Origin of the sequence: Streptomyces sp. NPDC051569, assembly GCF_044454085.1 — a bacterium.
In the GTDB taxonomy this organism is placed as follows: Bacteria; Actinomycetota; Actinomycetes; order Streptomycetales; family Streptomycetaceae; genus Streptomyces.
In genome coordinates this window covers 13070-35995 of record NZ_JBITDJ010000035.1, presented here as the reverse complement: position 1 = coordinate 35995, position 22926 = coordinate 13070, and the positions used below count along the sequence as shown (strand labels likewise).

17 protein-coding genes and 3 pseudogenes are annotated in these 22926 nt (G+C 72.2%); 14 read left to right on the top strand and 6 right to left on the bottom strand.

Annotated features, from left to right (window positions below; all coding sequences use genetic code 11):
* Positions 1-437: 437 nt before the first annotated feature.
* Positions 438-3614, top strand: coding sequence for an alpha-mannosidase (locus tag ACIBAE_RS28825; RefSeq protein WP_399291084.1), 3177 nt, complete (start codon positions 438-440; stop codon positions 3612-3614).
* Positions 3607-5835, top strand: a complete 2229-nt coding sequence (locus ACIBAE_RS28820) for an ROK family protein (protein WP_399291081.1) — start codon at positions 3607-3609, stop codon at positions 5833-5835. Before ACIBAE_RS28825 ends, ACIBAE_RS28820 begins: the two co-directional genes overlap by 8 nt.
* Before the next feature lie 114 nt (positions 5836-5949).
* On the opposite strand, the gene ACIBAE_RS28815 is transcribed toward ACIBAE_RS28820, so the two are convergent.
* The gene (locus ACIBAE_RS28815; RefSeq protein ID WP_399291093.1) at positions 5950-7218 is read right to left on the bottom strand and encodes a glycoside hydrolase family 71/99-like protein; all 1269 of its coding nucleotides are present in this window, start codon (positions 7216-7218) and stop codon (positions 5950-5952) included.
* Positions 7219-7611: 393 nt separating this feature from the next.
* On the opposite strand from ACIBAE_RS28815, the gene ACIBAE_RS28810 reads away from it, so the two are divergent.
* Positions 7612-8184 carry a DUF5134 domain-containing protein gene (locus ACIBAE_RS28810; protein ID WP_399291078.1) on the top strand — a complete coding sequence of 191 codons (573 nt, stop codon included), beginning with the start codon at positions 7612-7614 and terminating at the stop codon, positions 8182-8184.
* 212 nt (positions 8185-8396) lie between these two features.
* Here the strand turns inward: ACIBAE_RS28810 and ACIBAE_RS28805 are convergent.
* Positions 8397-8690, bottom strand: a pseudogene (locus ACIBAE_RS28805) (Tn3 family transposase); the annotation flags it as partial.
* A 151-nt stretch (positions 8691-8841) separates the two neighbouring features.
* Here ACIBAE_RS28805 and ACIBAE_RS28800 point away from each other — a divergent pair.
* From ACIBAE_RS28800 to ACIBAE_RS28780, 5 genes are all read left to right on the top strand, one after another.
* Positions 8842-9885 (top strand): HEAT repeat domain-containing protein, encoded by a 1044-nt coding sequence (locus ACIBAE_RS28800; RefSeq protein ID WP_399291075.1) that lies wholly within the window; start codon positions 8842-8844, stop codon positions 9883-9885.
* A 309-nt stretch (positions 9886-10194) separates the two neighbouring features.
* Positions 10195-11130, top strand: a complete 936-nt coding sequence (locus tag ACIBAE_RS28795; protein WP_399291072.1) for a M56 family metallopeptidase — start codon at positions 10195-10197, stop codon at positions 11128-11130.
* A gap of 33 nt (positions 11131-11163) precedes the next feature.
* Complete coding sequence (locus ACIBAE_RS28790) at positions 11164-11850, top strand: phosphatase PAP2 family protein (RefSeq protein ID WP_399291070.1); 687 nt, start codon at positions 11164-11166, stop codon at positions 11848-11850.
* 19 nt (positions 11851-11869) lie between these two features.
* Positions 11870-12580: an HAD family hydrolase gene (locus ACIBAE_RS28785; RefSeq protein ID WP_399291067.1), complete on the top strand. Its 711-nt coding sequence runs from the start codon at positions 11870-11872 to the stop codon at positions 12578-12580.
* Between the two features lie 203 nt (positions 12581-12783).
* Entirely contained in the window at positions 12784-13464 is a 681-nt protein-coding gene (locus ACIBAE_RS28780; RefSeq protein WP_399291064.1) for a TetR/AcrR family transcriptional regulator, read from the top strand.
* Here ACIBAE_RS28780 and ACIBAE_RS28775 read toward each other — a convergent pair.
* Positions 13440-14936, bottom strand: a complete 1497-nt coding sequence (locus ACIBAE_RS28775; protein ID WP_399291061.1) for an LVIVD repeat-containing protein — start codon at positions 14934-14936, stop codon at positions 13440-13442. The genes ACIBAE_RS28780 and ACIBAE_RS28775 overlap by 25 nt on opposite strands.
* 204 nt (positions 14937-15140) lie before the next feature.
* On the opposite strand from ACIBAE_RS28775, the gene ACIBAE_RS28770 reads away from it, so the two are divergent.
* Positions 15141-15824: a DUF305 domain-containing protein gene (locus tag ACIBAE_RS28770; RefSeq protein ID WP_399291090.1), complete on the top strand. Its 684-nt coding sequence runs from the start codon at positions 15141-15143 to the stop codon at positions 15822-15824.
* A gap of 38 nt (positions 15825-15862) precedes the next feature.
* On the opposite strand, the pseudogene ACIBAE_RS28765 reads toward ACIBAE_RS28770, so the two are convergent.
* Together ACIBAE_RS28765 and ACIBAE_RS28760 are read right to left on the bottom strand one after the other, a co-directional pair.
* Positions 15863-16078 (bottom strand): annotated as a pseudogene (locus ACIBAE_RS28765) (DUF6214 family protein); the annotation flags it as partial.
* Between the two features lie 297 nt (positions 16079-16375).
* Positions 16376-16741, bottom strand: a pseudogene (locus ACIBAE_RS28760) (DUF6214 family protein); the annotation flags it as partial.
* Positions 16742-16948: 207 nt separating this feature from the next.
* Between ACIBAE_RS28760 and ACIBAE_RS28755 the strand changes: the two are divergent.
* Entirely contained in the window at positions 16949-18316 is a 1368-nt protein-coding gene (locus ACIBAE_RS28755) for an FAD-dependent oxidoreductase (RefSeq protein ID WP_399291058.1), read from the top strand.
* Between the two features lie 82 nt (positions 18317-18398).
* Here ACIBAE_RS28755 and ACIBAE_RS28750 read toward each other — a convergent pair whose 3' ends face one another.
* Complete coding sequence (locus tag ACIBAE_RS28750) at positions 18399-18749, bottom strand: ArsR/SmtB family transcription factor (RefSeq protein ID WP_399291055.1); 351 nt, start codon at positions 18747-18749, stop codon at positions 18399-18401.
* A 141-nt stretch (positions 18750-18890) separates the two neighbouring features.
* On the opposite strand from ACIBAE_RS28750, the gene ACIBAE_RS28745 reads away from it, so the two are divergent.
* From ACIBAE_RS28745 to ACIBAE_RS28730, 4 genes are all read left to right on the top strand, one after another.
* Complete coding sequence (locus ACIBAE_RS28745) at positions 18891-19970, top strand: NADH:flavin oxidoreductase/NADH oxidase (protein WP_399291053.1); 1080 nt, start codon at positions 18891-18893, stop codon at positions 19968-19970.
* A gap of 104 nt (positions 19971-20074) precedes the next feature.
* On the top strand, positions 20075-20752 hold the full coding sequence (locus ACIBAE_RS28740; RefSeq protein WP_399291050.1) for a uracil-DNA glycosylase: 678 nt from the start codon (positions 20075-20077) through the stop codon (positions 20750-20752).
* Between the two features lie 63 nt (positions 20753-20815).
* Entirely contained in the window at positions 20816-21814 is a 999-nt protein-coding gene (locus ACIBAE_RS28735; protein ID WP_399291047.1) for an N-acetylglucosamine kinase, read from the top strand.
* 95 nt (positions 21815-21909) lie between these two features.
* A complete protein-coding gene (locus tag ACIBAE_RS28730; protein WP_399291044.1) occupies positions 21910-22830 on the top strand; it encodes a sirohydrochlorin chelatase in 921 nt (306 codons plus the stop codon).
* Positions 22831-22926 lie beyond the last annotated feature (96 nt).

The following is a 22926-nucleotide window of genomic DNA, read 5'->3' as shown; positions in this document are numbered from 1 at the left end:
GCTGACCAGCAACTTTCCCGTCCCCACGACAGCAGACCCACACCGGAGCAGTGGAACCCGGCGCCTCCCCGAGACGACACTCGGGCCCTCCACCTGCCCACTCTCAGCCCACGGCACGAAAACGGTCCACCGACTCCGTCGGCGGACCGTCATGAAACTTCGAGGTTAGCGCCTGTCCGACAGCGGGCGGGACGACGGGAAACGGAAGAGACGACAGGAAAGGACGGCGGGGAGGCGAGGGCCTCCCCGCCGTTCCTGTGTACCCCTTCCGTCAATTCACTTAATATCCGGCAGCCGCGCTTTCCGGAAAATTATTTACCTGACAACTCCCCCATCGGCCCTTATCACCTGGCAGAAAGAAGGCACCGGGAAAGGCGTTGACTTGATAACACTCTTGGTTTTACATGGCGGTTACTGGCTGGACAGGGAGGCCGCCCATGCATGACCGCGAGAAGTCCGGAGAGGCGCGCACAGCCCATTTCCTCGCCGGCCGTCTGCGGCCCGCGCTGTATACGGAGCGCCTTCCCCTGGACGTCGCCGCCTGGCAGCTCCCGGGCGAGCCCGTACCGGTCGGCGTGGCCCTCCGGGCCGATTACACGCCCTTCGTCGTCGGCGACGCCTGGGGCGGGCCCTGGTCCACCACGTGGTTCCGGGTCCGTGCCGACATTCCGCGACGGTGGGCGGGGCGGCGGGTGGAAGCGGTCTTCGATCTCGGCTCCGGCCCGGCCGAGGGCCTGGTCCACGACGCGGACGGCACTCCCCTGCAGGGCCTCCACCCGCACAACCGGTCCGTGCCGGTCTCGGCCGCCGCGCGCGGCGGCGAGCCGGTCCGTCTGCTCGTCGAGGCCGCCGCCCTCCCTCCGACCGACGGGCGCTCCGGCACCGGCGCCCCTTGCGGGGACCCGGTCGCCGGCGGCGGCGAGTCGCTCCACCGGCTGCTCCGCGCCGACCTGGCGGTCCGGGACGAGGACGTCTGGCACCTCATCCACGACATGGACGCCCTCGACGGGCTGATGCTCGCGCTCCCCCGGGAGCTCCCGCGCCGGTACGAGATCCTGCGCGCCCTGGAACGGGCCGTGGACGCCGTCGACCCGCGCGATGTCCCCGGGACCGCCGCGCACGCCCGCGAGATCCTCGCGCCCGTACTGGCCCGCCGCGCGCACGGATCCGCGCACACCGTCACCGCCGTCGGCCACGCCCTGCCGGACGCCGCCGGGCTCTGGCCGACGCGGGAGACCGTACGCAAGGGTGCCCGGGCCTTCAGCAGCATGACCGCGCTGGCCGAGGAGTACCCGGAGCTGACCTTCGCCGCCTCCTGCGCCCAGCAGCACGCCTGGATGAAGGACCAGCACCCGCATGTCTTCGAGCGGGTGCGCAAGGCCGTCGCGGACGGCAACGGAACACCGGCCGGCGGGATGTGGGCGGAGCCCGACGGCAATCTGCCCGGCGGCGAGGCGCTGGCCCGGCAGCTCGTGTACGGCCGCCGCTTCTACCGCGAGGAACTGGGCACCGACACGGACGGCGTCTGGCTGCCCGGCTCCTCCGGGGTGAGCGCCGCCTTCCCGCAGCTGGCCGCGCTCGCCGGGGCCCGCTGGTTCCTCGGCCGCGCGCTCGCGGGGAACGGCGCCGGCGCCCTGCCCCACCACACCTTCTGGTGGGAGGGCGTGGACGGCACACGTCTCCTCAGCCACGTCCCGCCCGCCGCCGGGCCCGGTCCGGCGGCGACCGGCGGCGAACCGGCCGACGCGGTCACCCCGTACACCGGGCGGGACGGCTCCACCCGCTCCCTGCTGCCCTTCGGTCACCCCGGCGGCGGCGGACCCACCCGGGAGATGCTGGAGCGGGCCCGCCGGCTGGCTGACCTGGAAGGCTCCCCCCGGATCGAGATGCGGCACCCCTCGTCCTTCTTCCGCGCCGCGCTCGACGAGCATCCGGACGCTCCGGTGTGGCGCGGGGAGCTGCCTCCGGGGACCCGTCGCGGTACGTACACCGGCCAGGCGCGCACCAAGCGCGGCAACCGGCGCAGTGAATCCCTGCTGCGTGAGGCCGAGTTGTGGTCGGCGACCGCCACCGTACGGGAGGGGGCGCCGTACCCGTACGACGAGCTGGAAGCGCTGTGGAAGAAGGTCCTGCTGTACCAGGGCCACGAGCTCCTGGCGGGCGCCTCCACGGCCTGGGCGCACCAGGAGGCCGAGCAGGCGTACCGCGACATCCACCGCCGGCTGGAGCGGCTGATCCGCCGCGCCGTCGGCGCTCCCGACAGCGCTTCAGGTGCCGGTCCCGCCGGGGGCCCCGACACCGGTCCCGACACCGGTCCGGGCGTCTTCAACGCCGGTCCGCGAGCGCGCCGCGAGGTGGTCGTGCTCGACGGGGAACGTCCGGCGGACGGTGGTCAGCGGCTGGCCGACGGACGGACCGCCGTCCTGGCCGAGGCCCCGGCGCTCGGCCGGGGCCCGGCCGGGGTGGCCCCGGCCGGGCTCGCGCCGGTGACCGTGTCCGCCGCGGCCGGCGGGGGGCACCTGCTGGACAACGGGCTGCTGCGCGTCCGTGTCGACGCCGACGGGCTCGTGCGCTCGGCACGGGACCTGTCCACCGGCCGGGACGCCATCGCCCCGGGCGCCGCCGGGAATCTGCTCCAGCTGCACCGTGACGACCCGGCACGGTGGAGCGCCCGGGACCCGGACGGCGGTTCCCGCTCCGGCCACCGCGACCTCGACCGGGCCCGTACGGTCGAGGTCGTCGAGGAGGGACCGCTGCTGGCGTCCGTACGGGTCGTACGGAGTACCGGCCGGTCCACGATCCAGCAGGCGCTGTCCCTGACGGCGGGCAGCCGCGTGCTGACGGTCGACACGGAGGTCGACTGGCGCGAGCGGGACACCCTCCTCACGGCCGCCTGGCCGCTGGACGTGCACGCCGAACACAGCAGGGGCGAGATCCAGTTCGGCCATGCCGAGCGCCCCACCCACGAGAACACCGGCCGGGAAAAGGCCCGTTGCGAGGTCTGGGCACACCGCTGGATCCATGTCGGCGAGCACGGCTGGGGTGTGGCGCTGGCCGGTGACTCCACGTACGGCTACGACGTGTCGCGCCACACCCGCGACGATGCCGGGACCACCACCACCGTACGGCTCTCCCTGCTGCGTGCCGCGCACGGTCCCGACCCGCACGCCGACCGGGGGCCGCAGCGCTTCCGGCACACCGTGCGGCCGGGGGCGGACGTCGGGGACGCGATCGCCGAGGGGTACGCGCTCAATCTGCCGTTGCGCCCCGGTCCCGCCGCGCCCGCCGCGCCCGCGCTGGTCTCCGTGGACCATCCCGATGTGGTGGTGGAGGCGGTGAAGCTGGCCGACGACCGCTCGGGGGATGTGGTCGTACGGCTCTACGAGGCGCGCGGTGGGCGGGCCCGTACGGCGCTGACCGCCGCGTTCCCGGTCGCGGCCGTCCAGGAGACGGACCTGCTGGAGGAGACGCTCGCCGTCCGTGCGCACGAGGGCGGGTCGGTGGCGCTGACGCTGCGGCCGTTCCAGATCCTCACGCTGCGGCTGGTCCGCGCGGAGCGGCGGGCGGCGGATCACCGGACGGGCGACGGGCGAGCGGGGGGCACCGGTGCCTGAGGCCCGACCGGACGGCGCGCTGTCCCCGGAACACCGCGCCGTCCTGCGCCGCTGGGCCGAGGAGGACGGCCCGCTCGCGACGCGTGCGCGCGTCGTGCTGCTCGCCGCCGACGGGCTGCGCGACGCCGAGATATCCCGGCGGCTCGGGGTGTCCCGGCAGACCGTCGGCAGCTGGCGGCAGCGCTGGACGAGCGCCGGCGTCGAGGGCCTCGAACACCGGCCGCGTACCGGCAGACCGGCCACCGTGGACGAGGCGGAGGTCATCACCCGTACGCTGCTGGCGCCCGGCGGCAGCGGTGCGTCCCGTGCCGTCGCCCGGGAGCTGGGACTCTCGCACGCCACGGTCGCCGGGATCAGACGGCGCTGGCGGCTCACCCCGCACGAGGCCCCGGCGCCGTCCGTACCGACCGTGCCGCCGCTGCCCGGCGCCGATGTCTGGGTGATGGGTCTGTACGTGGACGGGGAGCGCGCCGTACTCCTCGCGGGCACCCGCCGGGGATCGGTGCCGCCGGCCACCGCCGGGACGGTGATCGGTACGGATGTGCTCGCCGGACTCGACCGGGCGCTGGACGGCGCGCTGAAGGCGGCCCATGGGGTCACGCGGGGCTCCGGGGCGCACGGGCTCGGGGAGTATCTGGCCGAGGCCGGCCGCCTCCATCCGGACCTCGCCCTGCACGCGGTCACCCTGTGGGAGACCCGGGCCCGCGACGACCGTCCGCCGCTGCCCGAGGGGCCGGTGACGTGTCATCGGATCCCGGTCAGGTCCACGTGGCGCACCTTCCTGCGGGCCATGATCGCGCTGGACAGCACCAGCCACCCGGAGTCCTCGCGCCGGGTCTATCTCGATCTGGCCGCCGAGCTGGAGCGGTACGCGGCGGCCCGCTCCGCGAGCCCGTACGGCGCGGTGCGCTGGCTGCGGGAGAGAGTCGCCGGGCATCTGGGCCCGGTCCGCGCGGTGGACGGCGCGGACCGGAGCCGGTCGTGGAGCGGGGTCAACCAGATCGATCTGGGCTCCTTCAACGAGTGCGTGGTCATCGAGACGGTACGGCTCTCCGGCACCATCACCCGCGGCGAGATCGCGCACCGCACCGGCCTCACCCAGCAGTCGGTGTCCCGGATCGCCCGCTCGCTGCTCGACCGGGGCATCCTCATCGAGGACGCGCAGCGCCGGGCCACCTCGGGCAAGCCACGTACGCCGGTGCGGCTCTGCGGCACGGCCGCGCACGCGCTGGGCATCCATATCGACCCCGAGGTGCTCACCGCGGTCGTCATCGACCTCGACGGGGCGATCGTCCGCACCCGCACCCGGCCCGTCACCGCCGACACCGATCCGGCGGAGTTCGTGGAGCGGGTGGCGGCGCTGGGCCGCGAGACGCTCGCCGAGGCACGCGGGGCGGTGCGGGAGGACGGCTTCCTCGGTATCGGCGTCGCCGTGCCGGGACCGGTGGACATCGCGTCCGGCACGGTGCTCGGACCGCCGCTGATGTCGGCCTGGGGCGATCTGCCGCTGCTCTACCTGCTCAAGGACCACTTCCCGTGCCCTGTCCTCATGGAGAAGGACTCCACGGCGGCGGCGGCCGGTGAGCGGTGGATCGGCCGGGACCGCAGGGCCAGGGACTTCGCGTATCTCTATCTCGGTACGGGGGTGGGCACCGGCCTGTATCTCAACGGGGATCTCTACCGGGGGATCAGCGCCAACGCGGGGGAGTTCGGGCAGTTGTGCGCCATCGCCCTGGGAAGGGTCGGCGAGGACGGCCGCCCGGAGATGATGACCGAGTGCAATCCCCCGGTGTCGGTACCGGATCTGGCGCTGCGGGGCGGGATGCGTCCTCTGCCGACGGCGTCGGGAAGCACCGCCGCCTATCGGGCGGTCGGCGAGGCGGCGGCGGCCGGCGATCCGGCGGCGTCGGCGGCCGTACGGGAGGTCGCGCGGGCGGTGGGGCGCGGGGCGCTGGGTCTGATCGATCTGCTGGACATCGATCTGATCGTGCTCGGCGGCCCGTTCTTCACGGAGGACGTCGCCGGCTTCTACCTGGACGAGATCGCCCGTACGGTCAACGAGTTCCCGACCGCCAGGCGGCTGCGGCAAGTGGAGGTCGAGCCGTCCGTGCTGAGCGCGGAGGCGGCCGCGGTGGGGGCGGCGTCGACCATCTTCCATGCAACGTTCGCCCCACGGCTGCGGGGCCGGGAGGGCCGGGCAGGGCATCTGCCGGCGGGCTGAGCACCCCCTGTCCGGCGGTACGTTCCGAGCACCCCTGTCCGGCGGTCCGTACGGAGCGGGCCGCCGGGGTGTCCCCGGCGGCCCGCCGATGAGGTCCGTGCCGGTGTGCCTCCGTCAGGCCCTGGGCCGGGTCGGCCGGGTGGCCGTCAGGGGGATCTCGCCCTTGAGCATCCGGCCGCCGTCTGCGGTGAGCCGCAGGTAGTAGTCGGACGAGCAGGAGGTGCCGTCCTCGTCGAGCGCGTAGATACCGGACCCGGCGGGCACGTCCGCGCCGGTCTCGGCGGTCTTCGCGATCTGGTTGCCCTCGTTGAACTCGTCGAACATGGAGATGTAGAAGCCCTGGGCGCCACCCCGGGTCAGATTGTAGAACTGCCGCCACATCAGCTCACCGTGCGCCCTGGCCCTGCCCTGGAGGTCGCCGGGGATCACACAGGGCTGGTAGTCGATGCCGTGGGCGTCGCAGTCGGCCTGGTCGGGGGTGTTGATGTCGCGGGAGAACTGGTCCGCCTGGTCGACGTTGCCGATCCGCCCGACCATCCAGGGCGAGATCATGTCGAAGGCGTGGTAGACGTCCGAGAAGCCGGGCCGGGAGTCGTCGGTGCCGGTGCGCCAGTGCGTGGGCACGCCGCCGATCACGTAACAGCCCTGGGCCTTGAGCCACTCGACGACGTCCTGGCAGGGTGCGGGCTCGAAGGGACGGCCCGGGTCGCTGAAGCCGAAGCCCCAGACGCACACCACCGGTTTGCCGTTCTGGTGGGCGTAGGCGCTCGACGCGGTGTACGCCTTCATCTTCGACGTCCAGTCCTCCTTGATCTCGGACTGCATGGACGTCCAGCCGCTGACGTCGTACATGATGTAGAACTTGCGGCCGTTGGCCTCGGCCGACCGGCGCACCTTCTGCGCCATGGCGTCCCGGGTGGGCCCTTCGTCGCCGAAGGGGTTGAAGCGCTGGAGCGCCGCGGTGTCGCAGTCGTTCTCCCGCATCCACCGGAAGTGGGTGTCTACCGTCTGCTGGTCCCACGAGGAGAACAGGTTGGCGGTCCCGCCATTGCCCAGGTCCGGGTAGGCCGTCGGGTAACCGCGGTCGTATTCCCGCATATCGGGCCAGGAGACGAGAGTGGTATTGCCGGGCGACGGCGGCCGGCTCGCGTCCTGACTCCAGTGCCACCAGCTGTTGATGGGGGCGCCGTCGCCGGTGCAGGCGAACCACCCCTGATAGCCCACGGTGATTTTGCCGACCACGTCGCCGGGGGGACTCGCGGCGGGTGCCGGACGCGCGCGGCGCCCCGGATCGGAGGCGGCGACTGCCCGCTGAGCGGCGCTGACGCCACCGATCGCGGCCGATGCGGCCAGCGCGGAGGCGATGACCGAACGTCGTGACATACTCACGGAGGATTTCCTCCCACCAGATATCTGCCGGAAATGCCTAAAGTCCTGGGGAGTGGGGGGAATGGCAGGCGGCGGCAGTACGCCCGGCTCCCCAGGGCACTTGGGTGAAAAGTAGTCGGGCGGCCCGGGCGGCCACAAGGCTGCGTACACCACGCATTCAGCCAATAATTCCGCCGCTTTGCCAGTCGATTTGTCAGCCGATTTTCTTTACGCTTTCCGTTTCCAGCGAAATGCGAATGAGCGACCGGCGGTGGCGACGGCGCGGAACACCCCCTGCGCGTCCCCCGGTGCGCTCCCCCTGTGTCCCTTTGCGCTCGCATGTGCCCGTATATGCGTCGGCGGCGCCGGGCATCACCTTCCCGACACCGTTGAACGGGGAGGTGCGCGGTGCACGGACCGGCGATGGCCGGCTGGCTGCTCGTCGCGCTCTGCGCGGCGGCCGGAGGCTACTGTCTGCTCCGGTTGCGCAGCAGCGTGGACGAACAGCGCAGTACGGCGGGCGGCGAAGCGCTCATGGGGTTCGGGATGGCGGCGATGGCCGTGCCCGCGGCCGTACTGGCACCGCCCGAGTGGGTCTGGCTGGTGTACGCGGCGGTGTTCGGCGGCGCGGCCCTGCACGCGCTCGTCACGGCCCGCCGCACGGCGTACCACTCCCACCATCCGCACCATGTGCTGGGACTGCTCGCCATGGCCTACATGGCCGGGTCGATGGCGGCGGCCCCCGAGGGGACGCACGCCATGCACACGGCGGGCGGAGCCCCGCTGGCCACCGGGGTGCTGCTGGTCTACTACGCCGGATACGTGCTCTGGGCGGGCGCCCGCCTGCTGCCGCTGCCCGCCATGGCGGGACCGGAGGGCGGCGCGACGGTGGCGGTCGGCTGGGGCGACAGGACGGAGCTGGCGGTCGCGTGCAGGCTGTCGATGGGCGTCGCCACGCTGGCGATGCTGCTCACGCTCTGAGCCACCGCGGCCACGGCCTCGGTACTGGTGGGGTCTCGTATCCAACTGTCGCCAGATCTCGCGTGCTCATCGACCGGCCCCGTTCATCGCATCAATCTCTATTGGTTGGAGACTCTTACAACCCATGGGCCCATGTCGCCGGTTGAGCGTTCTTGAGTGCCCCCGGCAACCTCGGCGTCGGGCTGACAGCCGCCCGCCGGTGCGTGTGACCAGTCCTCCTCGTCCTCGTCGAGTTCCGGGGCGTACGGGTCGCGCGGCGGGCGCAGGGCACCCGCCGGCCTGGGTGGAGGCGGTGAAGTGGAGGCGGTGAAGCTGCAGCGGCCCAGGACGTCGAGGTTCCTGTGCCTGAGCGGAGAAAGCCGGGCGATGTCCTCGTCCCGGATCTCGTGGCCTTCGGCGCGGATCTGTGCGACGGCGGCATCGGTGTACCGCGTGGTCCGGAGCACCACGGCGTTGAGGACCGGGCCGGGCGAGCCGAGCTGGTCCTCCATGCCGTCCCGGGAGGCCCCGGTCCTGGCGGCAGCGCTCACGCCACGTCAGCTGGATGCCCTGCCGGCCATCGCGGATGAGGCCGCGGTCGGGGTGCTGGTGCGGCGGCCGGACCGAGCCGGTGACAACTCCCGCGCGTAGGCGCGGCTCGTGCGCCAGAATGCCCGGATGGAAACGGGCACGGTGGCGGAACTGGTCGGTCAGGCACTGGCGGCGGCGCGTGTCGCCGAGGAAACGGATGACTGGGACGAGTACGGGACGCTGCTGTGGCGGGCGGCAGTTGACGGGGTGAGGTCGCTGCCGCTCGGCTTGGAGCTGATCGGTTCGGATGACCCGGCCGAGCGTGAGACGGGCTGTGACCTGCTGGGCCACGCGAGCGATCAGAACGAGGGAATCCGCGCCGAGACGGCGGCCGCGCTGGTCGCGCTCGCGGAGCGGGAGACCGAGGGCCGCGTGCTGTCATCCCTGGCGTGCGCGATCGAGAGGACGTACGACCAGCGCGCCGTCCCCGTCCTCGTCGCCCTCGCGGGCCACCCCGACGCAGAGGTCCGCCGGCGGGTGGCCGGCTCCTTTGCGGGGGTCACCACCGGACTGCCGGACGGCCCGGACATCCGTGCCCTCATCACACTGACCCGAGACGAGGATCCGGAGGTCCGCAATTGGGCGACGTTCACGCTGGGCTTCCAAACCGAGGCCGACAGCCCAGCGGTCCGGACCGCGCTCCGGGAGCGGACGACCGACGAGAATGCGGATGCCCGCGAGGAAGGCATCCGCGGGCTCGCCCGGAGACACGACCTGCGTGTCGTCCCGTTGCTGGCGGAACTGTTGGACAACCCCGAGGGGGCACATGTCCTCACGTTCAGCGCGGCCGCGATCATGGGCATCCCCGAACTACTGCCGGCTCTGCTGGAGTACGAGCCCGAAGACGTCGGAGTCACCGCTGCCGTGAATGCCTGCGACCCGATGCGGCGGGCCCACTTGGACGCCTCCGCCTGGGAGCTGACGTGCGCACTCCACCGCCTCCGCCCCGACCTGGACGCCGCCGTCCACATGGAGCGCTTCGACTACGGCCTGTCCCTCGGCCTCGCCGCCACCCTCGGGTCCTCGGGCTACTCCGTCGAGGCTCTGCTCGAGCGCGCGGACCGCGACCCGGCGCGCGCTGCCGAACTGGTCGCGTCCGACCTGCCGAGGAGCCCCGAGTGCGGCGGCTGAACGTCTACACCCGCGTGTCCTCCGACTTCCGCACCCGCAGGCTGCGCAGAGCATTGACCGCGACGATGCGGGCCGCTCCGCGGCGGGCAAGGAGCACTTGATGAAACGCCAGGGCAGCTACCAGTGGCGACCGCGCGAGGTGACGGCCACCCGAATACAGCGCTCAGGATCAACGACGCTTACCCATCCCCAGCCCGGAGAGCCCCGCGCGCGGTGAGCCGACCGCCCCACGAGCGGCGAAACGTGTCCTGAGTCACTTGATCCGCAAGGTGATACCGCTCAGTAGTGCGCCCTCATACGCTGATGACCATGATGGTCTCCCTGGCGCTGCTGCTGCTCGGCACACTGGCCGCCGTCGTCGCCCCGCGGTTTCTGGCGCGCGCCGACTGGCCGGAGCGGGAGCCGGTGGTGGCGCTGTGGGTGTGGCAGTGCGTGGTGGCGGCCGTGCTGCTGAGCTTCGCGCTCTCCATGACCTTCAGCGCGGCCACCGCCTGGGGGGCCGTACGGGGGCAGGTCTTCGCGCCCGCACCGCAGGGGGTCATGGAGGCGTACTCCCTCGGCTCGCACCGGGCGTGGTCGGCCCCGCTCGCCGTGGTTCTGGCGGCGGGCGGCCTGTGGACGGCGGCGATGCTCACGCGGGAGATCCACCGGGCGCGCAGGCGGAGCGGCACGCGCCGCTCCGAACTGCTCCTACGCGCACCCGCGTTGCCCGGCGAACAGCCCGGTGGCGAATCGCTCGTCGTCCTGGAGGAGGAGCGCCCTGACGCCTGGTGGCTGCCGGGCGCCGCACCCCGGCTGGTCGTCACCACCGCCGCGCTGCGACGACTGAAGGGCCGTCAGCTCGACGCCGTACGCGCCCATGAGCAGGGACACGCGCGCGCCAGGCACGACTGGCTGCTGCACTGCTCCGGGGCGCTCGCGAACGGCTTTCCGCAGGTCCCGGTGTTCGCGGCGTTCCGCGACGAGATGCACCGGCTGGTCGAGCTGGCCGCCGACGATGTCGCCTCCCGGCGTTTCGGCCGCCGGACGATCGCGCTCGCGCTGGTCGAACTCAACGAGGAGCGTGGGGTGTTCGGACCCCGCGCCACCCAGCACGCGCAGTTGCCGCAGCGGGTGGACCGGCTGCTGGCGCCGGCGGAGCGGCTGACGGCGGGACGCCGGCTGCGGCTGACCGCCATGGCGGCACTGGTACCGGTGGTGCCGGTGATCGTGGCGCTCGTGCCGGCGCTCCGCGCGCTGGGATAGCGTGCCGCGCGCCTCCTCGGCAAGGATCACTCCATGCGCCCCCCGTCGTTTTCCGCCCCCACGCCCGCTCCCCCGACGCGTGCCCGGCTCCTCACCACCGCTCGTACGGCCGCCCTGTTCGGCGTCCTGTCGGCCCTGGTAGTGGCCCTGGTCGCCGCCCGGTGGGGGCCCCTGCTCTCCTTCGACCACTCCTCGGCCGACACGCTGCACCACTGGGCCGTGGCCGACCGGTCAGCGACCCGGGTGAACAGGGTCTTCACCGACTGGGTGTGGGATCCGTGGACGATGCGGCTCCTGACGGCGGCCGCGGTGATCGTCGTCTGGCGGCGCGGCGACCGTACCGCGGCGCTGTGCGTGGCGGCGGCGAGCGTCCTGTCCGCGGTCCTCCAGCAGGGGCTGAAGTCCGCCGTCGGGCGGGCGCGCCCGCACTGGCCCGATCCGGTCGACTCCGCTCACTACGCGGCGTTCCCCTCCGGGCACGCCATGACGGCCACGGTCGCCTGCGGGCTGCTGCTGTGGCTGCTGTGGCACAGGGAGCCGCCCCGGTGGGTGTGGATCGCGGCGGTGGCCGTCGCGGCGGTCTCCGTGGCGGGGGTGGGATTCACCCGGCTCTGGCTGGGGGTCCACTGGTTCTCGGACGTCCTGGGCGGCTGGCTGCTCGGCGTCTTCCTGGTCGCGCTCACGATCGCCGCGTACGGGCGCTTGTCCGGGCGGCGGTGACACCGGAAGGATCGGGTCCATGACGTTCAAGGGTGTGCTCTTCGACTTCTCCGGAACCCTCTTCCGCATCGAATCGGCCGGATCCTGGCTACGGGCCGCGCTCAACGAGGCGGGCATCGCCCTCCCGCCCGACGAGGTGCGCCGGCAGGCCATAAGGCTGGCCGCGGCGGGCGCGCTGCCCGGCGGGCCCGAACCACGGCAGGTACCGCAGGACCTGGCGGAGGCGTGGGCGCTCCGCGACCGGAGCGCGGAGCTGCACCGCGCCGCCTACACCGGCATGGCCCGGCAGGTCGCCCTGCCCGATCCGGCGCTCTACGACGCCCTGTATGAACGCCACATGACGCCGGAGGCCTGGCGTCCGTACGCCGACGCGGGCGACGTACTCAGGGCGCTGCGGCGCGGTGGCCTGGGCGTCGCGGTCGTGAGCAACATCGGCTGGGATCTGCGGCCGGTGTTCCGCGCGCACGGCCTGGACGCCCTGGTGGACGCGTACGTGCTCTCGTACGAGCACGGCATCCAGAAGCCGGATGTACGCCTCTTCCGCGCGGCCTGCGAGGAGTTGGGCCAGGATCCGCACGACGTGCTGATGGTCGGGGACGACAGGCGGGCCGACGGTGGAGCGGCGGAGCTGGGCTGCTCGGTGCATTTCGTGGACCATCTCCCGGTCGAGGAACGTCCCGCCGGACTGCGGCCCGTCCTCACGCTGGCCGGCCAAGGGCCGCTGCCGTAACGTCTCTTACGGCCACCGGATCACCACGAAACCCCACCGATCGGCATGCCCGCCCGGCTGCGGGCATGCCGAAGGCCGCCTGCCTTGGACGATCCCCCGCGTCGCCCAAGGCAGGCGGCAGCCCCGTTGAGCAGGCCGGAAAGGGTCTGCGACGGAACGCTCTGAGTATACTGGCTGAGAGCCAGTCAACGCAGGAGTCCAGCATGTCCCCGCGAAGCGCATCGGTCAATGAAGAACTTCGTCGGCGTTCCCGGGAGCGGCTGCTGCAGGCGACGGTGGAGCTGGTCGCGGAGCGCGGTTTCGAGGCCACGACGCTCGCCGACATCGCCGACCGGGCGGGCGCCGCACGCGGTCTGATCTCGTACTACTTCCCGGGAAAACGGCAGCTCCTGCAGTCCGCCGTGCACCGGCTGATGCATCTCACCCTGGAAGCGGGCCTGGAGCGCGAACCGGCCACGGACGACGGGCGGGAGCTGATGGCGCGGGCACTCGACGCCATTCTCGGGCTCACGGCCGACTGGCCGCTCCTGATGCGGACGCACATGGCCGGCATTTTGCAGGCCGAGGGATTCGTCCAGTGCCCGGAGCAGCAGCGTCTCGCGCAGCTGCTGCGCGAGACGGTGGTGGCGTACGGGTCGCCCGACCCGGACAGCGACTATCCGCTGATGCGCGCCCTGATGATGGGCGCGGTCTTCGCGGTGCTGATGCCGGGGGCGCCCATGCCGCTGTCGCGGCTGCGCGCCGAGCTGTTCACGCGCTACGGGCTGGACTGGGAGCTCGGCGTTCCGCCGGGCGGCGAGCCGCCCGGCGGAACGGGTCAGGAGATGATCCTCGGTGATCGAGGCTCAGCTGAGGTGCCTCAGCGGCTGAACGGGTTGAAGTAGTCCGGCTGCGTCTGGACGTTGAGCTCGTCCAGGTGGATCAGCTTCGCCAGGTCCGTCCGGTAGTCGTCGAGCTTCAGAACGTCGAAGCCCTTGGCGATGTCGTTCGAGTAGATATAGCCGTTGTAGTAATACGCCGACCACGAACCGCCGGTGACCAGGCTGGCGGTCGAGATCGGGCCCCGCTCGAAGTAGGCGATCTCCTTGGGCTTCGCCGAGTTGGTGAAGTCCCACACCGAGACGCCGCCCTGGTACCAGGCCTGGACCATGATGTCGCGTCCCAGCACCGGGATCAGCGAGCCGTTGTGGGCGACGCAGTTCTCGGTGTCCGCCTGGTGGCGGGGGATCTTGTAGTAGCCGCGGAAGACCAGCTTGCGCTTGTCACCCTTGCCGGTGATGTCGTAGATGCCGTCAGCGCCGCGGTTCGGGCCGATCTGGGCGTTGCAGGTGGCCGCGCCGCCGCCGCCCAGCTCGTCGGTGAAGACGACCTTGTTCGCGGCCTGGTTGAAGGTGGCCGAGTGCCAGAAGGCGAAGTTGACATTGTCCTGGACCCGGTCGATGACCCTCGGACGGGCCGGGTCCTTGATGTCGAGGAGGATGCCGTCACCCATGCAGGCTCCGGCGGCCAGGTCCTTGGAGGGCAGCACGGTGATGTCGTGGCAGCCGGTGGTCGCGGAGACGCCCGGGTTGGTGGGCGCGCCGGGGTTGCCGCCGTCCGGGAAGAGGACCGGGAAGTCCACGACCGCGGCCTGCTGCGGAGCCTTGCGCGGCACCTTGATGATGGAGATGCCGTCGTGCGGCGGCTGGCAGTCCGGGAAGGACGCGCTGGGCGAGTACGACGAGACGTAGATGTAGACGTCCTTGCGCTCCGGCACCAGCGTGTGCGTGTGCGAGCCGCACGCGGTCTCGACGGCCGCGACGTACTTCGGGTTCTTCTTGTCGCTGATGTCGAAGATCTTCATGCCCTCCCAGGAGGACTTCTCCGTGGCCGGCTGCGACACACTGCTGCACGAGTTGTCGCTGCGCGAGGAGTCCGTGGACAGGAAGAGCAGGTCTCCGGAGACCGTGATGTCGTTCTGCGATCCCGGACAGAGGACCTGGGCGACGGTCTTGGGAGCCTTCGGGTTGCTGAGGTCGAAGATCCGGAAGCCGTCGTAGTTGCCGGCGAAGGCGTACTTGCCCTGGAAGGCCAGGTCCGAGTTGGTCCCCGCCAGTGCGTCCTTGGGGACGTTGGCGAGGTGCTTGATGTTGGCGCTGTGGACGACTTCGTCCACACCGGGTATCTCGCCCTGCTGAATGGCGGTCTTCGCCTCGGCGACCTGGCCTGCGGAGATCGCTCCCTTGGCCGGGGCGTCACCGGGGTCAGGTGTGGCGGCCGCCGGTCCGGCGGCCAGCAGAGTGGCGAAGAGTCCGGCCGCGGCTGCCGCCACGCCCAGACGTCTGCGCCGCACGCCGGCGGTGTGCAACGAGGTCACTGCATCCTCCTCTTGTGTCCGTTCGGGACTGAACGGATCACGGACCCCGGCAGTATCGTCCTTCTCATGTGCATCTCAACAGATGGCAACAGAGACGTAATGAAAGTTTTTGATCATCCACACATGGAACCGTGTTAGGACGGAGTCTCACTCCGTCATGTGCAGCAGGAGGTCGCTGTGTTGATCCGCCGCAGGAACCCGCGTATCCCCCGGTCCGCCGCCCGGCCCGCCAGGTCCACCGACCGGGCCGTCGTCCGGTCCGTCATCGCGACAGCGGCCGGTGTCGCCGTACTCGCCCTGGGAGCGTGCGACGCGGGGGGCGACGGCACGGCGAAGGCCAGGACCAGGGCCGATGGCGCCGCCGTCGTGGTGGCACCGGGCAAGCCGGGTGAGCCCGCCAGGACGCTCTCGCCCGAGGAAGCGCTGAAGGAAGCGCCGGACAACTCCCCCAACTCCGCTGATTTCAGCTATGCGCAGATGATGATCGTGCACCACGGTCAGGCCCTGGAGATGGTGGCTCTCGCCCCGGACCGGGCCGCGTCGAGGTCCGTGAAGCTGCTCGCCGAGCGGATCGCCGCCGCCCAGAAGCCCGAGATCGGCGCCATGGAGGGCTGGCTGAAGAACAATGGCGGAGCAAAGAGACAGCAAGGCCATGACCACGGCGCGATGCCCGGCATGGCCACGGCGGCGCAACTGACGCAACTGCGCGCGGCCAAGGGCGCGGACTTCGACGAACTCTTCCTCAAACTGATGATCACTCACCATCAGGGAGCGATCACCATGGCCGTCGAGGCGCTGTCGCAGGGCAACAACGTGCAGGTCGAGGAGATGGCGAACGATGTCATCGCGCAGCAGACCTCCGAGATGAGCCGCATGCGCGCGATGTGAGGCGAACCCCGTCTATGGACAGGGCATATGACGGTGCATCAGCGACGGTTGTGACGCGGCGACAGATGGCCGGCGTCCCGGGCGCCGGCGATGAGCCGGAGTGATTTGCGGCGGCTGAATCCGGTGGCCGACATCACCGCGAGCACCGGATCGTGCCCCTCCTGCTGAGCCGCGCGGTAGATCTCGGCGACGCTCCGCCGGGCGGCGCTGCCGCGCGGCAGGGCGGGACGGGCGCGGTGCCTGCCGGACTGCTCACGCTCCTGCCCCCCGCCGTCGCCGAGGTCCGGAGGAGGCACGTCGGCCGGGGCGGCCTCGGATACTTCCTGTACGGCCGGGTCGAGGGCGTTCAGCTCGAAGACGACGGGCTGGACGACGACGGGCTGGGTGACGACGGGCTGAGTGACGACGGGGTGGCCGACGGGCGGGATGACGACGGGCTCGCCGAAGCTGGGATCGATGGCGATCAGTTCACTCCCGGTCCCTTCGACGGTCGGGGGATCACCGACCGGATTTCCCCCGACCAGGGTTCCGCCGTCCCGCGCCGCCTCCTCCCGCGCCGCCTCCTCCCGCGCCGCACCGTCCCGCGCCGCACCGTCCCGCGCTTCCGTCGCCGGGAGGACGGGCTCGGGCTCCGGCGCGGGCGGAATGCGGCCCGCCACCACCTGGCAGGCGCTCTGGAGCGGTCCCTCGATCGACTCCGCGAGGGCGGCGAAGCCGTCCAGGTCCACCGGCGGATCGGCCTGCGCGTCCTCGATGGCGATCCGGCCGTCACGTACCACCGCGAGGACGTCGATGCGGGCGCCGTCCGCGAAGGTCAGCCTGATGTCGACCCAGGGCGGCAGGATCTCGCACCGTGCGGCGCCGTCCCGGGGGTCCCCGGCGCCGGTGACGGTGCCGTACCCCTGCACCTCCCACATGGGCCACACATCGCGCTCATCGGGTTCCTGGGCGGAAATCAATTTATGTTCCGACACATTCACAACTTAATCAGGCAATCCATCCGTATGGTCATGGCGCGCACGTGCCCGCTCCGTACGGCACCCTGTCGGCTCATCGCACCGGACCACCGCGCCCGATCCGGTGCGATGCTGGAATCCCGGCGGGGAAGCCGGAAGGAGTGCGCCGTGCTGCGTGTCGCCGTCATCGGCTCAGGACCCAGCGGTGTCTACACCGCCCAGGCGCTTGTCCAGCAGAGCCGCGTCCCGGATGTCGAGGTCTGGATCCTGGACCGGCTGCCCTGCCCGTACGGACTGGTGCGCTACGGCGTCGCCCCCGACCACGAGAAGATCAAGTCGCTGCAGGGCAACCTGCGAGGCGTGCTGGAGCACGAGCGGGTCGGATTCCTCGGCCATGTGGAAGTGGGCGCGCGGGGGCTCACGCCCGAGCGGCTGCTGGAGCTCTTCCACGCGGTCGTCTACTGCGTGGGGGCCGCCAGGGACCGGCCCCTCAACGTTCCCGGTGAAGAACTGCCCGGCAGCTGGTCGGCCACCGACTTCGTCTCCTGGTACAGCGCCCATCCCGACGCCGCGGCCCCCGGTTTCGCGCTGGACGGCGGGGCGGCCGTGGTGATCGGGGCGGGCAATGTCGCCGTCGACGTGGCCCGCGTGCTGGCGCGCGGCGCCGACGAGCTCCGCACGACCGATCTGCCCGAGAGGGCCTTGGGCGCGCTGGCCTCCAGCGGCGTGCGTGAGGTGCATCTGGTGGGCAGGCGCGGCCCTTCACAGGCGAAATTCACCACCAAGGAACTGCGCGAGCTGGGCTCGCTCCCGACGGCGGGGATCCAGGTCGAGCGGGCGGATCTGGAGCTGGATCCGGCGTACACCGGGGAGGCCGCGACCCTGCCGGCGGTGAACCGGCGCAATCTGGAGGTCGTACGCGGCTGGGCCGCGCTGCCCGCCCAGGTGCGGGCGCGGCAGATCCGGCTGCGGTTCTTCCTGCGCCCGGTGGAGATCCTCGCGGAGCGCGGCCGGGTCGCCGGGGTACGTTTCGAACGCACCGTGCCGGACCGTGACCGCGACGGCGGGGTGCGGGGCACGGGGACGTACGAGGACATCGGGGCGCAGCTGGTGCTGCGGGCGGTCGGCTACCGGGGCGCCCCCTTGGCGGGACTGCCGTTCGACGACCGCACGGGAACGGTGCCGCACACGGCGGGGCGCGTGCTGCGGGAGGGGGCGCCCTCCCCCGGCGAATACGTGGCGGGCTGGATCAAGCGCGGCCCCACGGGGGTGATCGGGACGAACCGGCCCTGCGCGAAGGAGACGGTCGCGTCGCTCCTGGACGACGCCCCGGCACTGGCGGCGCGGCGGGTGGCCGGGGACGCGGGGGCGGGGCTGCGGGAGTCGGGGCAGCGGCCGGTGGAGTGGCCGGGCTGGCTGGCGATCGAGGAGGCCGAATCGGCACTCGGGCGGGCACTGGGCCGGCCGTCGGTGAAGATCCCGGACTGGCCGGGCCTGCTGGGGGCCGCACGGGGCGGCCGGGGTTCGGTCGGCTGAGCGGCGGGGCCACCGTGGCGGCGGTCGCGCCGGAGCCGTAACGGCCTCCGCCGGTCCGCGCCCGGTCCGTCCGCCGGTCGGATCAGGACAGATCCGGCCGCGATGCCTGGGCGGTGACGGCGGCCAGCACGCTGTCGAGGAGTCCCGGGAAGAGGCTGTCCAGGTCCCGCCGGCGCAGGCCGTTCATCTTGGCCGTCCCCCGGTACGTCTGCTGGATCACCCCGTTCTCGCGCAGCACCCGGTAGTGGTGGGTGGAGGTGGACTTGGTGACCGGCAGGCTGACGTGCGAGCAGGTGAGTTCGCCTTCGGCGGCCGCCAGGGCGCTGACGACCCGCAGCCGCAGGGGGTCGGCGAGTGCGTGGAGCACGCCTTCCAGACGGATCTCCTCGCGCCGGGGATGGGCGAGTTCACGCGTACCGGTCGCGGCGGTCACAACGGCTCCACTCCGTGGGGAAGGTCTCCTCGTACGAGACTCGTCGTAGTTTGACACATGCCTTACTACGATGGGTATCGTACGAAGCTGGGCTTCGCCCACCGTACCCGCCCGCCCGACCCGTTCCGACTGGAGTCCGCCGTGAGCGCACTGTTCGAGCCGTACACCCTGCGGTCGCTGACCATCCCCAACCGGGTGTGGATGGCGCCCATGTGCCAGTACTCCGCGGACGAGACCGGCCCCGGCGCCGGGGTGCCGAACGACTGGCACTTCGCCCACCTCGCGGCGCGCGCCACGGGCGGCACGGGACTGATCCTCACCGAGGCCACGGCGGTCAGCCCCGAGGGCCGGATCAGCCCCGCCGACCTCGGCATCTGGAACGACACCCAGGTCGCGGCGTTCCGCCGGATCACCCGCTTCCTCGCCTCCCAGGGCACGGTCGCGGGTATCCAGCTGGCTCATGCCGGGCGCAAGGCCTCGACCAAGGCGCCGTGGCAGGGCGGCGGGCCCGCCGGCCCCGAGGCCAACGGCTGGGAGCCGCTGGGACCGAGCCCGGTGCCGTACGCGGAGGGGAATCTCCTGCCCGCCGAGCTGACGGTGGATCAGATCCAGGAGATCGTCGGGCAGTTCGCGGCGGCGGCACGGCGGGCCCGCGAGGCGGGCTTCGAGGTCGTCGAGGTGCACGGTGCGCACGGCTATCTGATCGGCCAGTTCCTCTCACCGCACAGCAACCGGCGCACCGACTCCTACGGCGGCTCCTTCGAGAACCGCGCGCGGTTCGCCCTCGACGTCGTGGACGCCGTCCGCGCTCAGTGGCCCGAGGACCTGCCGGTCTTCTTCCGCGTCTCCGCCACCGACTGGCTGGACGAGGGCGGCTGGAGCGTCGACGACACCGTCCGCCTCGCGGACGAACTGCTGGCGCACGGCGTCGATCTGCTCGACGTCTCCAGCGGCGGCAACGCGGCAGGAGTACGGATCCCCGTCGGCCCCGGCTACCAGGTGCCGTTCGCGGCCCGGGTCAGGGCCGAAACCCGGCTGCCCGTCGCGGCCGTCGGCCTGATCACCGACCCGGAGCAGGCCGAGAAGATCGTCGCCAACGGCGAGGCCGACGCGGTGCTGCTCGGCAGGGAGCTGCTGCGCGACCCGTCCTGGGCCCGCCGCGCCGCCGCCGGACTGGGCGGTACGACGCACACCCCGCCGCAGTACCTGCGGGCGCTCTGACCTCTCGGAGAGTGGCGCCCCCGCCGCCCCCGGCACACACCGCCCGGGGGCGGCCGGGGCAGGCGTGTCGGGGGACCGGAGGCCCCCACGAGTAGAGTGCGGCCGTGGCAGCAAGACCGTTGAACGAAATCGTCGAGCCCGGCTGGGCGGACGCGCTGGGCCCCGTGGCCGGGCGCATCACCGCGATGGGCGAATTCCTGCGTGCGGAGATCGCCGCCGGACGCACCTATCTGCCGGCCGGAGCGCACGTACTGCGCGCCTTCCAGCAACCCTTCGACGAGGTACGGGTCCTCATCGTCGGCCAGGACCCGTATCCGACGCCCGGGCACGCGGTGGGGCTGAGCTTCTCGGTCGCGCCCGAGGTGCGGCCGCTGCCCGGCAGCCTGGAGAACATCTTCCGCGAGCTGCATACGGACCTGGGCCTGCCCCGTCCGTCCAACGGCGATCTGACTCCCTGGACGCGCCAGGGGATCCTGCTGCTCAACAGGGCGCTCACCACGGCCCCGCGCAAGCCCGCCGCGCACCGCGGCAAGGGCTGGGAAGAAGTGACCGAGCAGGCGATCCGCGCCCTGGTGGCACGCGGAAAGCCGCTGGTGTCCGTGCTGTGGGGGCGGGACGCGCGTAATCTGCGGCCGCTCCTCGGCGACTTCCCCGCGATCGAGTCGGCCCACCCGTCGCCCATGTCGGCGGACCGCGGCTTCTTCGGCTCCCGACCGTTCAGCCAGGCCAATGACCTGCTGGTCCGCCAGGGGGCGCAGCCGGTGGACTGGCAACTGCCGTGACCGGATGCCGCTGTGAGCCGGGCGCCGGCCTGAACCGGCTCCTGGCATGAACCGGGTACGCGGGTGAGCTGGGTGCTGGGCGTGGACTCGGGCGGCTCGGGTCTGCGGATCGCGCTCGGCTCGGCGTCGTCCGGCGGGGACGGGGTCACGACGGTCGCCACCACCGTGTCCGCCGAGCCGGTACGCACCGGCCCCTCGGGCATCGACGCCCACCATCTGCTCGGCCAACTGCTGCCCGCGGCAAGGGAACTGCTCGCGCGGGCCGGCGCCGATCCCCTTGTCACCGGCAGCCTCTCCGCCGTCACCGTCGGAGCGGCCGGGATGGCGACACTGGGCGACGGTCTGCGCGCCGAACTGCCCGTCGCCCTGGAACGCGCCCTGGGGGTCGGCAGGTTGGCGCTCGCCGCCGACGCTGTCACCGGCTACGCCGGAGCGCTCGGCCAGCGCCCCGGAGCGGTCGTCGCGGCCGGTACGGGCATGATCGCACTGGGTACGGACCTGACGCGCTGGCACCGCGCCGACGGCTGGGGTCATCTGCTCGGCGACTGCGGCGGCGGCGCCTGGATCGGCCGGGCGGGACTGGAAGCGGCCCTGCGTGCCCACGACGGACGGCGCGGTGGTTCACCCGTACTGCTGTCCAGGATGGAAGCCGTGTTCGGGCCGGCGTCCGAGCTGCCAGGGCTGCTCTATCCGCGTACCGACCGGCCCGCCGTGCTGGCCTCGTTCGCCCCGGAAGTGGCCCGCTGCGCGGACCTCGATCCCGTCGCGAAAGACATCCTGTCAGCGGCGGCACGGCAGATCGCGGAGGCCGCCGCAGCCGTCTGCCCCACCGGAAGCACCGGCGAAGTAGCCCTGACCGGCGGCCTGTTCAAACTCGGCGACCCCCTGCTCGTTCCCCTGCGGGCCGAGCTGGCCGAGCAGCTCCCCCGGGCCACGACGGTGTCCCCGGCGGGAGACCCGCTCGCCGGGGCACTGCTCATCGCGGCGGCTCTCGCCACGGATTCGCTGCGGCTGCCGCGCGATCCGCGGCTGCTCGACGTCCCGACACAACGTCATAGATGAGCAGAAAATTACCTAACGGATAAATAAGGACAGATGGCTCACGACGGCCCCCTCCCCGAACAGTCGCGCCCGCGAAACCAGTAGCATTCGGCGCCATGAGCACCCCCACTGGGCCCGCATCCGGCCTGCCTGTACGAATGCCACGACCTCGTCAGTCGGGGCGCCACCGCCGTCCCGAACCCGTGGCGGCTCCCGAAGGTGCGCCCGCGCTTGTCCTCGCCGTTCCCGGCGCCCCCTCGGCCGCCGTTCGCGGGCTGGCCGAAGAGGTCGTCAGCATCGCCCGTTCCGAGCTGCCCGGCCTGGACGCCGTCATCGGCTTCCTGGACGGCGACGACGCCGAATACCCCACGCTGGGGACCGTCCTGGCCGGAACGGCCGCGCAGCGCGGCGAGCGCTACGAGCTGGCACGGGCCGCGGGCCGTGAGGTCGCCGAGCCGGTGGGCCCCGCGGCAGTCGTCGTACCGCTGCTCGCCGGCCCCGACAGCGGGCTGGTCGGCCGGATACAGCTGGCCGTCGCGGACAGCGGCGCGGCAGCCGAGCTGACCGATGTCCTCGGTCCGCACCCGCTGCTCGCCGAGGGTCTGCATGTGCGTCTTTCTGAGGCCGGTCTGGCCCGCGCCGACCGCGCCCGGCTGTTCACGGTCGCCACGGCGGCCGACGGAATCATCCTGGTGACGGTGGGCGGCCAGGAAGCCGTCCAGACCGCGGGAATCACCGGAATGCTGCTGGCCGCGCGCCTCGCGGTGCCGGTGATGGCCGCCGCGCTCGACGTGGACGGCTCGGTCACCTCGATCGCCACGCAGCTGCGCGAGGCGGGCGCCACGCAGCTCGCGCTCGCGCCGTACCTGGTCGGCCCCGAGCTTCCCGGCGGACTGCTCGAAGCGGCCCTCAAGGAGGCCGACTGCGCCGCCGCCGAGCCGCTGGGCGCCTACCCGGCGATCGGCAAGCTGGTGCTGTCGAAGTACACGACCGCGCTGGGCATCGCGCCGCAGCCGCAGGGGACACCGACGCACTGACCGACGCGTGGACGCGCCCCTGCCGTACGGGTGACGGAACCGGCCCGTACACAGGGAAAGGGCCCGCACCGGATCTCCTCCGGCGCGGGCCCTTCC

Bases quoted from the DNA above. Each gene is read 5' to 3' on its own strand.
- ACIBAE_RS28780 (WP_399291064.1), top strand. From the start codon at position 12,784: ATGTCCCCGCGAAGCGCATCGGTCAATGAAGAACTTCGTCGGCGTTCC.
- ACIBAE_RS28730 (WP_399291044.1), top strand. From the start codon at position 21,910: ATGAGCACCCCCACTGGGCCCGCATCCGGCCTGCCTGTACGAATGCCA.
- ACIBAE_RS28815 (WP_399291093.1), bottom strand. From the start codon at position 7,218: ATGTCACGACGTTCGGTCATCGCCTCCGCGCTGGCCGCATCGGCCGCG.
- ACIBAE_RS28785 (WP_399291067.1), top strand. From the start codon at position 11,870: ATGACGTTCAAGGGTGTGCTCTTCGACTTCTCCGGAACCCTCTTCCGC.
- ACIBAE_RS28825 (WP_399291084.1), top strand. From the start codon at position 438: ATGCATGACCGCGAGAAGTCCGGAGAGGCGCGCACAGCCCATTTCCTC.
- ACIBAE_RS28800 (WP_399291075.1), top strand. From the start codon at position 8,842: ATGGAAACGGGCACGGTGGCGGAACTGGTCGGTCAGGCACTGGCGGCG.
- ACIBAE_RS28795 (WP_399291072.1), top strand. From the start codon at position 10,195: ATGATGGTCTCCCTGGCGCTGCTGCTGCTCGGCACACTGGCCGCCGTC.
- ACIBAE_RS28790 (WP_399291070.1), top strand. From the start codon at position 11,164: ATGCGCCCCCCGTCGTTTTCCGCCCCCACGCCCGCTCCCCCGACGCGT.